This is a genomic window from Streptomyces sp. NPDC001508 (assembly GCF_040298665.1).
Taxonomy (GTDB): domain Bacteria; phylum Actinomycetota; class Actinomycetes; order Streptomycetales; family Streptomycetaceae; genus Streptomyces.
The window spans coordinates 134,492-147,232 of sequence record NZ_JBEPAP010000015.1; the positions used below are offsets into that span (position 1 = coordinate 134,492).

The 12,741-nt window shown below is 71.8% G+C and carries 9 protein-coding genes and 1 pseudogene; 2 read left to right on the forward strand and 8 right to left on the reverse strand.

Annotation, left to right across the window (positions count from 1 at the left end):
• Window positions 1-58 precede the first annotated feature (58 nt).
• The gene (locus ABT245_RS16875; protein WP_351734170.1) at window positions 59-1,528 is read left to right on the forward strand and encodes an AAA family ATPase; all 1,470 of its coding nucleotides are present in this window, start codon (window positions 59-61) and stop codon (window positions 1,526-1,528) included.
• 211 nt (window positions 1,529-1,739) lie between these two features.
• On the opposite strand, the pseudogene ABT245_RS16880 reads toward ABT245_RS16875, so the two are convergent.
• Both ABT245_RS16880 and ABT245_RS16885 read right to left on the reverse strand, forming a co-directional pair.
• Window positions 1,740-2,439 (reverse strand): annotated as a pseudogene (locus ABT245_RS16880) (response regulator).
• A gap of 106 nt (window positions 2,440-2,545) precedes the next feature.
• Window positions 2,546-3,649 carry a sensor histidine kinase gene (locus tag ABT245_RS16885; RefSeq protein WP_351734172.1) on the reverse strand — a complete coding sequence of 368 codons (1,104 nt, stop codon included), beginning with the start codon at window positions 3,647-3,649 and terminating at the stop codon, window positions 2,546-2,548.
• A gap of 568 nt (window positions 3,650-4,217) precedes the next feature.
• Between ABT245_RS16885 and ABT245_RS16890 the strand changes: the two genes are divergently transcribed.
• Window positions 4,218-5,156: a CPBP family intramembrane glutamic endopeptidase gene (locus tag ABT245_RS16890; protein ID WP_351734174.1), complete on the forward strand. Its 939-nt coding sequence runs from the start codon at window positions 4,218-4,220 to the stop codon at window positions 5,154-5,156.
• Window positions 5,157-5,625: 469 nt separating this feature from the next.
• On the opposite strand, the gene ABT245_RS16895 is transcribed toward ABT245_RS16890, so the two are convergent.
• The 6 genes from ABT245_RS16895 to ABT245_RS16920 all read right to left on the reverse strand — a co-directional run bounded on the left by ABT245_RS16895 (window position 5,626) and on the right by ABT245_RS16920 (window position 12,573).
• The gene (locus ABT245_RS16895; protein WP_351734176.1) at window positions 5,626-6,102 is read right to left on the reverse strand and encodes a hemerythrin domain-containing protein; all 477 of its coding nucleotides are present in this window, start codon (window positions 6,100-6,102) and stop codon (window positions 5,626-5,628) included.
• A 115-nt stretch (window positions 6,103-6,217) separates the two neighbouring features.
• Window positions 6,218-6,535, reverse strand: a complete 318-nt coding sequence (locus ABT245_RS16900; RefSeq protein WP_351734178.1) for a hypothetical protein — start codon at window positions 6,533-6,535, stop codon at window positions 6,218-6,220.
• 330 nt (window positions 6,536-6,865) lie between these two features.
• Window positions 6,866-7,390 (reverse strand): putative zinc-binding protein, encoded by a 525-nt coding sequence (locus ABT245_RS16905; protein WP_351734180.1) that lies wholly within the window; start codon window positions 7,388-7,390, stop codon window positions 6,866-6,868.
• A gap of 40 nt (window positions 7,391-7,430) precedes the next feature.
• Entirely contained in the window at window positions 7,431-10,154 is a 2,724-nt protein-coding gene (locus tag ABT245_RS16910) for a multicopper oxidase domain-containing protein (RefSeq protein WP_351734182.1), read from the reverse strand.
• Window positions 10,151-11,827 carry a DUF8744 domain-containing protein gene (locus ABT245_RS16915; protein WP_351734184.1) on the reverse strand — a complete coding sequence of 559 codons (1,677 nt, stop codon included), beginning with the start codon at window positions 11,825-11,827 and terminating at the stop codon, window positions 10,151-10,153. Before ABT245_RS16915 ends, ABT245_RS16910 begins: the two co-directional genes overlap by 4 nt.
• A complete protein-coding gene (locus tag ABT245_RS16920; protein WP_351734186.1) occupies window positions 11,824-12,573 on the reverse strand; it encodes a helix-turn-helix transcriptional regulator in 750 nt (249 codons plus the stop codon). Before ABT245_RS16920 ends, ABT245_RS16915 begins: the two co-directional genes overlap by 4 nt.
• Window positions 12,574-12,741: the final 168 nt, after the last annotated feature.

Consider the following 12,741-nt stretch of genomic DNA (forward strand, 5'->3'; position numbering starts at 1 on the left):
AGCCGCGCTTGAATAAGTGCAGCTATAATAAGCGCACCCATTCATGATGAGGTGCGCCATGCACAAACCCGCCGAGATGTTCGACCGTGACTTCGAGTGGGCCGAGCTGACCCGCTTCGCCACGCTGCCCGGGCCCCGCGCCACGCTCGGCGTGGTCTCCGGCCGCCGCCGCCAGGGCAAGACCTTCCTCCTCGACGCCCTCACCCGCGCGAGCGGCGGCTTCATGTTCACCGCCACCGAAACCACCGAGTCCGACGCCCTGCGCCAGTTCGGCGAAGCCCTCGCACGCCACCGCGACCAGCCCACCCCGTTCCGCTTCACCCACTGGGACGAAGCCGTCACCGAACTCATGCGCATCGCCGACCAGGGCGGCCCCGTCGTCGCGGTCATCGACGAGTTCCCCTTCCTCGCCAAGGCATCCCCTGCCCTCCCCTCAATCATCCAGCGCGCCCTCGACCCCGCCGCCCAGCACACCAACACCCCCGTACGACTCCTGCTGTGCGGCTCCGCCCTGTCCTTCATGGGCGGACTCCTCGCCGGCAACGCCCCGCTGCGCGGTCGCGCCGGCCTCGAACTCGTCGTGCCCACCCTGGACTTCCGCCTCGCCGCCGAGTTCTGGGAGATCAACGACCCGCGCACCGCACTTCTCACCCACGCCATCGTCGGCGGCACCCCCGCCTACCGCCGCGAGTTCACCCAGGGCGACACCCCCGCCGGACCCGACGACTTCGACGCCTGGGTCACCCGCGCCGTCCTCAACCCCGCCCGTCCGCTCTTCCGCGAGGCCCGCTACCTTCTCGCAGAGGAACCCGAACTCCACGACACCGCGCTCTACCACTCCGTCCTGGCCGCCATCGCCGCCGGAAACACCGCACGCGGCGGCATCGCCGACTACCTCGGTCGCAAGTCCACCGACCTCGCCCACCCGCTCAGCGTCCTCCAGGACGTCGGCATGATCACCCACGAGGCCGACGCCTTCCGCCGCAACCGCTCCGCCTACCGCATCGCCGAACCCCTCATCGCCTTCTACCACGCGGTCATGCGCCCCGCCTGGGGCGATCTGGAACGCCCCGGACGCGCCCCCGCCGTCTGGCGCCGCGCCCAGTCCACCTTCCGCAGCAAGGTCGCCGGCCCGCACTTCGAACAGGTCTGCCGCGAATGGGCCCGCTGGCACGCGGCCCCCGAAACCCACGGCGGGCAGGTCACACGGGTCGCCAGCGGCACCGTCAACGATCCCGCCGCCAAGACCAGCCACGAAGTCGACGTCGCGGTCCGCGGCGACACCGACAGCGGTCGCGAGACACTGCTCGCCATCGGCGAAGCCAAGTGGAACGACATCATGGGTAGGGCGCACCTCGAACGTCTCCAGCACATCCGTGCTCTGCTCACCTCACGCGGCAACGCCACCGACGCCACCCGGCTGCAGTGCTACAGCGGCGCCGGCTTCACCGACGAACTGCGCCACCTCGCCGAAAGCGACCCCACCATCCAGCTGGTCGATCCACGTCGCCTCTACCACGGCGACTGACCTCCCTCATCGACGGAATCGTGCACCACGCCCACCGGCAGCAGCTTGCCTGCGCGAGCATCTTCCACGGCTTCGAGGGCTACGGCATCACGTCGCAGGCACTCGCCTCGCCCGGCTTGCCGGTGATCCCGGGCACGAGACAGGAGGAGGTCGTCAGTCGCACGTCAGCCGTGGGGTGGGGTGACGGTATCGCCGACGCCCGGGCGGACCGTCAGGCCCGGTCGGCGTCCCCCGCCACCCCCGCCCGGTACGCGAGCACGACCGCCTGGACACGGTCGCGGAGGTCCAGCTTGGTCAGGATGCGGGAGACGTACGTCTTCACGGTCTCGGCGCTGATGACCAGTTCGGCGGCTATCTCAGCGTTCGACAGGCCCTCGCTGATGAGGAGGAAGACCTCGTGCTCGCGGGGGGGTGAGGACCCCCAGGCGGTCCCGTTCGGGGGACGCGGGGGCGGCGGAGGGGCGCAGGCGTTCGGCGTAGCGGCCGATCAGGGTGCGGGTGACGGAGGGGGCCAGCAGGGACTCGCCGCGGGCGACAACCCGTACCGCGTTGATCAGTTCGGGCGGCGGAGCGTCCTTCAGCAGGAAACCGCTGGCGCCCGCGCGGAGCGCCTCGTACACGTACTCGTCGACGTTGAAGGTCGTGACGACCAGGATCCTCGCGGGGCTGGGGGAATCGGGGCCCGCCAGGCAGCGGGTGGCCTCGATTCCGTCGAGCAGGGGCATACGGATGTCCATGACGACGACGTCCGGCCTCAGCTCCTCCGCTCTGCGGATGGCCGCCCGCCCGTCCACGGCTTCGCCCACGACCTCCATGTCGGGCTGCGCGGAGAGGATCGTGACGAAACCGGCGCGTACGAGAGCCTGGTCCTCGCAGACCAGCACCCCGATCGGGGTGGGCGGAGTACTCATGCGGCGCCTCCCGCGGGGATGCGCGCGTGCACGCGGAACCCGCCTTCCGGGCGGGGTCCCGCCGCGAACTCGCCGCCCAGCATCTCCACCCGTTCCCGCAGCCCGGTCAGGCCCGGCCGCCCGAGACGTGCGGGCCGCCCTCACGCAGGGCGGCGGAGACGGGCGCGCCGTCGGCCGCCTGGGCGGTGGTGACCTCGACGTCTGTCCAGTCCGGGGTGTGCGCGAGCCGCACCAGCGTCTGTTGGCCCGCGGCGTACTTCACCGCGTTCGTCAGGGATTCCTGCACGACGCGATACGCCGTGAGCTGGGCTCCTACGGCCATGTCCGGCTGCACTCCTTCCTCGACCAGCTCGATCGGCTGGCCGCCCGCCCGGGCCTGTTCCACCAGATCCGGCACCCGGCCCGGCATCGGCGTCCGCTCCCGGGGCGTCGCCGAATCACCGGTCGCCTCCAACACGCCCAGCAGGAAGCGTAGTTCGGCCAGCGCACGGCGGCCGGTGCCGTTGATCGCGTCGAGGGCCTCGTGGAGGCGGTCCGGCGACGCGGTGAGGTACTGTGCCGCGCCGGCCTGCACCACCATCGCGGTCACGTGATGGGTCACCACGTCGTGCAACTCCCGGGCCAGACGGCTGCGTTCGGTGGCGATGGCCACCTCCGCCGTCAGCCGCCGGCGCTCGGCCTCGTGCGCCCGCCGCCCGCGGACCAGGACACCCAGGCCCCACACCACCGCCAGGACCAGGTAGTAGAGCACGTAGTCGACCAGGCCCTGGGGCGAGCCCAGTGCGTACAGGGTGACGGCAAAGACCGCGTACCCGCCCGTCGCCGCCACCGGTACGAACCGACGGTAGCGGTCCTGGTGGGCGCCCGCGGAGTACAGCGCGATGTACAGCCCCAGGCTGCCGAAGGTCGGCGGGCAGCCGAGGCACTCGTGGAGCGCGAACGAGGTCCCCACCAGCGCGAGACAGACGGCCGGCCACCGAGTACGCACCGCGAGCGGCAGGGTCTGTCCCAGGGTCAGCAGCACGCTCGCCACGGAGGCGCCGTGGACGGGAAGGTCGCCGAACTGCGCCCCGATCCGGGACAGCGGCGCCGCGAACGACAGCAGGGTGAAGACGAACGCGAACTCGCGGTCCCTGACGGCGGCGGGGCGTGCTCCCCACCAGCGCGACAGCAGACGGAGCCGGGAGACCGCGGCGACCACGGGGTTCACACGAGCAAGGGAACCATCGCCCCGCACCCGAGCCGACGCCTGCGCCTGCGGTTCGTCTCCGGTTCCGCCTTCGGGCTCGGCCTCGGCCTCGGAAGGGGACGCAGCAGACCTGTCGCCCCTCGGTCGGTCCGGTGGTCGGGAGGCAAAGCCGGTCGGCGAGTGAGTCGTCGAGCCCGACGGCTCACGAGTGGTCTGGTCTTCCGTCATCATCCACGATCCCGTAGGTCCGGCGCCGAGCGGCACGAGGAACGGCATGCGGAGCGAGCTGTCGTGCGCGTGCCCGCCGCCCGTTCAGTACGACCGGTCCGGCATCCGGCACCACACGGCACCGCGCGCCGCACAGTCTTGCACGGTGAACGTAGCCTCCGGCAACGGGAATCGGGTCCCCCACAGGACAACAGCCGGGTAGCTCGCTCGGGGGACCCGGCCAGCCGGCAAGTGCCCACCCGACGGTGACGATCCGCAGCAGGCGCGGCCCATAGCTTTGCGGCATCGAAAGCGAAGACCGCCCACCGGGATCGGGCCCCTGAGACCAGGCCCTGGGATCGGGCCCCCTGAGGAGGAAGCCATGTCGTCCAACCGCCACCAGTCACCGACGCCGCTCGCCGACCGTGTCGTCCGCCTGATCGAACCGGCCGGAACCAACTCCGCACGTCCCGCGCGGTGGGCGACCTCGACATGGGTGCGGCTGCCGGTGCTGTTCGTGCTGACGCTGGCCGTGGACGCGATCACCAACCTGATCAACGGCGTCGCCGATGCCACTCCGCTGACCGCCCTGATCTCCGGAGTGGCCACCGGCGGCCTCGCCCTGGCCTCCTACGTCAGGCTGGTGCGGTATCTGGAGGGCCGCAGCAAGCCGCAGGAACTGGCCCTGGAGCAGGCCCGGCCGGAACTGCGCCGGGGAATCTACCTCGGTCTGGGCCTGTTCACCGTCACCATCGCGCTGGTCGCGATGACCGGCGGCTACCACATCCACGGCTGGGGCTCGATCGGCGGCGCCCTGACCACACTGGGGCTGATGAGCTGCGCGGCGGTCACCGAGGAACTGGCCTTCCGCGGCGTGCTGTTCCGCGTACTGGAGGAGAAGACCGGTACATGGGGCGCGCTGATCGTCTCCGGTCTCGCCTTCGGCGGCCTGCACCTGATCAACCCGGACGCCACGATCTGGGGCGCACTGGCCATCGCCGTCGAGGCCGGGCTGATGTTCGGCGCCGTCTACGCCGCCACCCGCTCCCTGTGGCTGCCGATCGGCCTGCACCTGGGCTGGAACATGGCCGAGCAGGGCATCTACGGCACCGCCGTCTCCGGCTCCGGGTCCAGCACCGGCGGTCTGCTGCACGCCTCCGTCAGCGGCCCGCAAGCACTGTCCGGCGGCGACTTCGGCCCCGAGGCCAGCATCTTCGCCGTCCTGGTGTGCGTCGTCCCCACGGTGCTGTTCCTGCTGGCCGCGGGGCGCCAGGGCCGGATCCACACCCGCGCCGAGATGGCGCAGGCACGGCAGGGCTGACAGAGCAGGACCGACACGGGCCGCGCCGTCGGCGCGCGGAGGACGATCGGTTCGGCACAGAACATCCGGTCGGGCCGGTCGTTGCGACGACCGGCCCGACCACCTTGGGCGGAGAATCCGTCTCCGGGTTGTCCGCCGTATCGACCGAACATGCGGAAGACATCAGCCCGGAGCGGTGTTCTCCGTCACCTCGCTCGCGGCTTCAACAGCTGTCAGGACCGCCCCCGGCGCGAGCGGCACCAGCCGAGATCGCCCCTCCAGTCTCACCGCGGCACAAATGCGCAGGTCAGCGCCGTGCGAACGACCAGCCATGTTGTGTGGATCCCGCCCAGGACTCGAACCTGCGGCCAGCGGCCGAGCCGATTCATAGGTACAGAGCGGTCTCGATGGTGGTCCGTGACCCCAACGGCCATGGCCCGCAACGATTCCCATCTGTCTGGTGCCCCGCCGGAGGTGGACGGGCGGCGGTTCAGGCGGTCGGCTGGGGCAGGGTGCTGCCCGCCCTGGCGCGCGTGGCCTCGACCGCTTCCCACTCCTCGGTGCTGAGGTTGGCGAGCGCGGCCGGGAAGACGCCGTCCTGTTCCTTGAGGATGTGGTCGCGCAGCATCGCCATCGCCTCCATCAGGCGGTCCGGCCAGGTCGGGTCCGCGGGCGTGACGCCGTCGGCGGCTTCGGCCAGTACCACTTCGATGCGGCGGTGCTCGGCTTCCAGGGCGGCGATCTGGTCGGGGAAGTCGCCGGCCAGGGCGGGAAACAGGCCGTGTTCCTCGACTTCGGTGTGCGGTCCGAGTACCCGCGCGATCTCCCGGGCGATCTCCGCCATCCGCGCCACCCCGCCCTCCTGATGAGCGGTTCGGAGGTGGCTGATGAGGCGGACGACCTCGTCGTGTTCCCGGGTCAGTTCATCGATCGGCTTCAGTGACTGGCAGCCGCAGTACTCACACACCGGACTTCTCCTCGTTCCTCGATCCGTCCTCAATCGGTTCAACTGCCGTCGAACCGTGGCTGTTTCCCAGGTCTGGTGTTCTCGGCCACTCGCCTTACGTGGTGGCCACTCACCCTTACGCGGTGGTGTGCGCGGTGTGATGCCCGCCAGGACGGTCGGTGCGCGGCGTGTGCTCGCCGCCTTCGGCTGCGGCGCGGACCCCGGTGAGGGTGTAGGCCAGCGCGGCGGCGGCCACGACCGCCAGCAGGGCCAGGCCGGCCCCGTAGGTCCCGTACGCGCCGTACAGCGAGCCCATCACCAGCGGCGGCAGCGCCCACGCCCAGAAGTTCACGGCGAACCCGACCGTGGCCATCGCCAGCATCAGCCACGCCCGTCCGGACACCGGCGCGCCCGGGACCGGCCGCTCACTCCGCGTCGTCGACGACTGGACCATGGTGTCCGCACCTTCCTCTCAAGTCAGTTCTGCCGGCAGGCGGCCCTCGGAACAACGGACCGGCCCTCACACCTACTGTCCGCGTACGGGCAGGCGGGCGGCATGGGCCAGGAGTCCCTACGGCCGGGCGGACGGTCCTGAAGGTCGAATCCAACTGCCCGCCCTCCTCGGACCGGTGCCCCGAACCGCCCGCGCGACTCCCACGACCGTGCGGCTGCGCCCCGTGCCGGCCCCAGCACGGCAGAGCCGGGACCGATCGGCGCAACCCCTTTCCCCGGCGCCTGAAGTGACGATGCCTCGATGTCCGCGAGCGGCGCCTTTCGGGCCCCCTCAGTCAGCGACCGTCGGTTCCGGGATCGCTCGGGGCTCCTCGGCGATCGCGTTCTCCTCAGCGTTCGCGTTCTCCTCGGCGATCGCGTTCTCCTCGGCGATCCGGGCGATCAGCCCGTCCAGCACCCGCTCCGCCTGCTCCGGGTCGAAATCCTCGCCCAGCCGCTTGCGCACACCCGCATCGCTGAGGAGAAGGTGCACGGTCGGCGTCACACCGTGCCGGGCAAGGCAGTTGCGGGCACACTGCAGCACACACCCGTCGACGGCGATGACCGGCCGGTCACTTTTCGCCTTGCGGACCAGACTCGGCACATCGCCGCCCACGCCGGCGATGCATGACATCTCGGCGATGCCCCGCCGGTCGAGCTGGATCGCGACCCAGTTGGTCATCTGGGCCGCGCTCGAACAACCCGAGCAGGAGTAGACGAGCGGCAGATCACGGCGACGTTTCAAGAGAGCCTCGCAACAAGAGCAGTCGGTCCGCCCGAGCCCATGCCGGGGCGACGCGGGGGGCACGGGGCCCATAGGGCCTGATCAGGGCCGTTCGGTCCATGCCCCGGTACGCTCACCGCACCTTGAAGGTGCCGTGGGCGCCCCGTTCCGCGTCGCTCATGATGTGCGTGACGAACGGATAGTCGCCGGCCTCGGGGAAGGACAGCTCGACGAAGCCGCCCGAGGCGGGGGCGAGATCGAGGACCTGGGCGCCCCCGCTCCGCGTCCCTCCTCGTCTCAGGTCGTACGCGCCCTCACGGAAAACCGTGTCGAACTGGCCGCCCACGACATGGAACGCGCTGGACTCGTTCGGCCCGGCCGCCAGCACCCAGATCCGTACCCGCTCACCGGTCCTGGCGGTCAGCGGGTCGTGATCGTACTGGTTGGCGTAGCCGTTGAAGGCGACCATGTCGTAGTCCTTGGCGTTCACCTTGGCGGCGTCGGCCGTACCGCCCTGCTTGCCGAGGTAGAACTCCGACTGGACCAGCAGGTATTCACGGTCCACGGTGGACAGGCCGGGCGGGTCGATGACCACCGCGCCGAACATGCCGTTGGCGATGTGCAGGGACATCGGCATGGTCGAGCAGTGGTACATCCACACGCCACTGCGGGTGGCCGTGAACCGGTACGTCAGCGACTCGCCGGGCTCGATGGTGCGCATCGGCCCGTTCGGTGCGAGCGATCCGGCGTGGAAGTCGACCGAGTGGCCGATGGATCCGTCGTTGACGAGGGTGATCTCGAAGGTGTCGCCGACGCGGCCGCGCAGCACGGGTCCTGGGGCCGTTCCGTCGAAGGTCCACAGCTTCTGCCGTACGCCGGGGGCGACCTCCCGCGTCACCTCCTTCACGGTGATCGTCCTCTTGTGCACCTGGGGGCCGGCTCCGCCGGTGGCGGACGGGAGCCGGGCGTCGCGGGCGGTGAAGCCGGTGGCCGGTTCGGCCATCGGGTCGAACGCGTCCGCTGCGGTGTCCTTCGTGGCTGCGGACGTGCTGCGGCCACTGTGATCGTGGGTGGTCCCGCCGCTGTCCGTGCCGGAGTCCGAACCGGTCCCGGTGACCCGCACGGTGAAGACCATCCCCATCTGCCGGTGTCCGACCATGGAGCACCAGCCCTTCAGGTCCCGGCCGACAACTCCCGCGTCCAGCCTGTCCCTCTGTCCCGGACTGAGCCGGTCGGTGCGGGCGCCGGTCTCCAGCACCAGGTCGTGGGTGTCGGTACCGGTGTTGTGCAGGGTGATCACCAGGCGGTTTCCGGCGGGCACGTCGACGGAGGACGGCGAGAAGCGCATGCCGCGGATCGTCACCGCGACCGTGGTGGTACGGCCGGTCGGTGTCACCGCGCCGCCGTCGGCGTCCGTGGCGGCGGACCGCTCCGGCATGGGCAGTGACCGCACGTCCGCCGCCGCGCCGCCCGCGGCGGCCAGCATCACGACCGCGAGCCCGAGGGCGACGCCACCGAGCACCCGGTGCGGCCGCGCCGGGACCTCGGCCGAAGCAGGAGCGGGAGCAGGCGCGGGAGCGGGGCCTCGCTGCGCCTCCCTACGGCGGTTGCGCATCCCTCGTACGACCGTCAGCACGAGCAGCACCAGGAAGAACAGCAGCAGCACCAGCAGCAGCACCGAGCACGCCACCCGCACCATCGACGGCACCGGAAGCACGCACAGCAGCAGCGCGGCATTGGTGGCGGCCAGCCGGGCCGGCCAGGCCCGTTCGAGGCTGACGGTGGCGGCGCGTACGGCGGCGGGGCCGCCGCCCAGGACCACGGGGACGAGGAAACTCAGCGCTCCGAGCAGTACTTGGGCGATCCAGCCGGCGGCGAGCGGTGCGGTCAGCAGCGATGTGCGGCCCCCGACCGTGATCCAGGAGGTCGTGGAGACGAGGATGCCGACCAGGGCGGTCAGCGATCCGGCGAGCCATCCGCATGCCGCGGTCACCGACCAAGCGGCGAAGGAACGCGGCGACTTGACCCGGGCCTCGCGTATCCAGGGCCGTCCCGCGACGACCAGCCCGGCGGCGTACACGACCACGCCGGGGGCGGCCAGGGGCGGTGGGCCCAGCAGGGCGCCGGCGACGGCGGCACCGAGTCCGGTGAGCAGGACGGGAAGGGCGGCGCGGCCCGCCCGTTCCGCGCCGTCCGCCACCCGTGTGCGCAGCATCGTCGGCCACAGGGTGATGAGCGTTCCGGCGACGGTGAGGCCGACCCAGCCGAGCAGGTTGATCGTCTCGTGGGCGATACGCAGCCGTTCGGGCAGATCACCGGCGAGATCACCGCGAGCCATGACGACTCCGAGTGCGGCACCCACGGGCAACAGGGCGGAGGCGGCCACGTAATAGCGCACGGTCATCGAGAACCGGCCGGGCAGCGCCCGCCGCATCAGCCGTACCAGCCATACGGCGTGCGCCGTGACCGCCGCCGCGACCAGGCATCCACCGGCCAGGACGATGTACCACCGCTCGAAGAGCATGCCGCCGATCACACCGACCGCACCGGCGTTCAGACAGACCAGGCGCAGTGCGGCGGGGGCGCCCCGGTTCGCCTCGGGCAGCCGCAGCACGGAGGCGGCGAAGTGGCCCGACCAGATGACGATCGCGTTGGTGACCGCGCCGAGCAGCAGCATATGGACGAGCAGCCAGAAGGCGTGCGGCAGGAAGTGGTGGGCGGTCCCGACCGCGGCGAAGAGGGCGAGCCAGACGACCACGATCGCGTTCACGCCGAGGTGCCACAGGGCGCGCGGCGAGCGGCCGGGGGGCTTCGGGGCAGGTCCGCTCGCCGCGGAGGAAGACAGGGTCGTGGTCACCGGGGAGTCCTCGAGTCGGAGGGGGATGACGCTGGGGCAGAGGCGGGAGCGGGGGCGGGAGCGGAAGCGGGAGCAGAGGCTGGGGCTGGGGCTGGGGCAGACGGCGGGGCTGGGGCAGGAGCGGGAGCAGAGGCCGGGGCTGAGGCAGGAGCAGAAGCGGAAGCGGAAGCGGGAGCGGAAGCCGGAGCGGAAGCCGGAGCGGAAGCGGGAGCAGAGGCCGGGGCTGAGGCAGGAGCCGAGGCGGGGACAGAGGCAGAGGCCGGGGCTGAGGCGGGAGCAGAGGCAGAGTCTGAGGCGGGAGCAGAAGCGGAGGCAGAGTCTGGGGCGGGGGCTGAGGCGGGGGCAGACGGCGGGGCTGGGGCTGAGGTGGGAACAGAGGCAGAGCCTGAGGCTGAGGCGGGAGCGGAAGCGGAAGCGGAAGCGGGAGCGGAAGCGGAAGCGGGAGCGGAAGCGGAAGCGGGAGCGGAAGCGGGAGCGGAAGCGGGAGCGGAAGCCGGAGCGGAAGCCGGAGCGGAAGCGGGGGCAGGGGCTGGGGCTGGGGTCGTTTTCGTTGGTGAGGTGCGGCGTGTGGTGGTGAGGGAGGCGGTGGCCGCCGATACGACGAACAGCAGCACGGCGACGATGTTGAGCACCCCGCCGAGCTGCCAGGCGCCTCGCACGTCCCGCAGGTCGCCGACCACCACGCGCAGCGCGAGCGACAGATGCAACAGCCAGGCCGCCACCGCGAGCGCCGGGTGGTAGGGCAGGGGACGGCGTAGGACGGCGGGCAGGATCACCGGGGCATGCGCCATGATCATCGACATCACGAAGCCCAGGAACACGGCATGCACCACCGCGTCGTACCGCGTCCCCTCGGCGACCGGCCCGGTGAGCAGCCACAGGGTCCCGGCCAGGCCCAGCCAGGCGTACCCGGCGAGCAGACACGCCGCGGTGAAGCGGGGCAGGCCGGTGGAGCGCAGCAGCCGGCGGGCGACGTCGTGCACGACGAGCCAGGCGACCAGGGCGAGCAGCGCGGCGCCGAGCAGTACGGTGCCGAACGCGGGCCACAGCAGGGTGGCGACCACACCGGCGGTGACCGCGCCGACGCAAGCCAGGAACGTCTGTTCCGCCGAGGGCGCCAGGACGGCCACCCGGGCGAGTTCCAGCCGCTCCCCCGCGATGGTCAGCACGAGGAAGGCCACGAGCCAGGGCAGCATGCGCGGTACGTCGAGCCCGCCCAGCCACAGCAGCGCCGCACCCAGTGCCGACACGGCGCCCGCGGCCTGGGCGAGCAGGGCGGCGCTCGGCTGCCTGCGCCAGAAGCGTATGTACAGGGCGACCAGGGCCGCGCATCCGGCGACGAGCAGCAGCCGGGGCACGACCAGGTCGACCGGACCGAGCAGCAGCAGGCCCCCGGCGCCGAGGCAGCCGGGGGCCAGATACGCCCAGGGGCGGCCCAGGGCGACGGCGCGTTCCAGGGCGACCAGCGTGCCGGCGAAGCCGAGCACCATCAGCACGCCGTGCACCTGCGGGAGCCGGTCGGTGGTGACGGGGGCCGGGAGGCCGAGCAGACCGAGGGCGGAGTCCAGACCGGCGAGCAGGCAGAGACCGGCGGTGAGCAGCAGGGGTGCGCGACGGGCGCCCACGCGCCGGGCGGCGGTGCTGCCGGGGGCGGAGCCGGCCGCCGGGGTCACCGGTGCGCCCCGGGGGTGCCGGGGGCGCCGGCCGCGGCCGGGTGCTCGGCAGCGTCCTCGCCTTCGGTCTGCCCGGTCATGCCTAGGTGCAGTCGGCATGCGTCCGGTTCGGCGAACGGCAGCAACTCGACCTGCTGCGGGACCACGCCCAGCGCGGCGAGCCCGGCCCGGGCCAGTCCCTCGTGAACACCGCAGATGACACCGGGGTGTTCACGCGCCGTCTCCACGAACGGACAGCGCCGCAGCCGGACTCGGCGTGTCTCGGCGTCCGCTTCCGGGGCGAAGCCGATCTCCTCAAGAAGGTCCAGCAGCCGGGTCCGCGCCTCCTCGGGATCCGCCGTCGGCGTCTGCCTGGCGGTCAGCAGGCGCCCCCAGTGCTCGCCGGCGGCGAGGGCGTCCCGACGCGGGTCGGCGCTGGAGCGGGCGATCTGCGTGGCGAGGACGGCGGCGAGCCCGGCGTATTCGCGTGCGGGCGATTCCTCCGGCGGGCGGGCCCGGTAGCGGAAGGCGGGGCGGCCGCGTCCGGAGGGGTTGGACCGTTCGCGGACGGCGAGGCCGTCGTCCACCAGGGCGTCCAGGTGTTCGCGGACGGTGTTGACATGCAGCGCGCAGACCTGGGCGAGTGCGCTCGCGGTGACGGGGGCGGCCTGGCCGCGCAGGCACAGCAGGACACCGCGGCGCTGCCGGGACAGCGGTAGGCGGTTCGTTCCGCTGCCGGGAAGCGGTCCGTTATTTTCCACGGTCATGTCCGTACTATATTGCGGTCATCGGCCCGGACCGAACGGGGACGGGCTGCCGGCTGTTGGAAGGACGACCCGTCATGAGTTCCCTGAGTCAACCTCTATGCCGCCAGCGGTGTGTCCCCGGGATTGTTGATCTTGCTGTTGGTCTGGTGGATCACAGGGTCGTAGCAG

Bases quoted from the DNA above. Each gene is read 5' to 3' on its own strand.
- ABT245_RS16920 (WP_351734186.1), bottom strand. From the start codon at position 12,573: ATGACCGTGGAAAATAACGGACCGCTTCCCGGCAGCGGAACGAACCGC.
- ABT245_RS16875 (WP_351734170.1), top strand. From the start codon at position 59: ATGCACAAACCCGCCGAGATGTTCGACCGTGACTTCGAGTGGGCCGAG.
- ABT245_RS16900 (WP_351734178.1), bottom strand. From the start codon at position 6,535: ATGGTCCAGTCGTCGACGACGCGGAGTGAGCGGCCGGTCCCGGGCGCG.
- ABT245_RS16890 (WP_351734174.1), top strand. From the start codon at position 4,218: ATGTCGTCCAACCGCCACCAGTCACCGACGCCGCTCGCCGACCGTGTC.
- ABT245_RS16905 (WP_351734180.1), bottom strand. From the start codon at position 7,390: ATGGGCCCCGTGCCCCCCGCGTCGCCCCGGCATGGGCTCGGGCGGACC.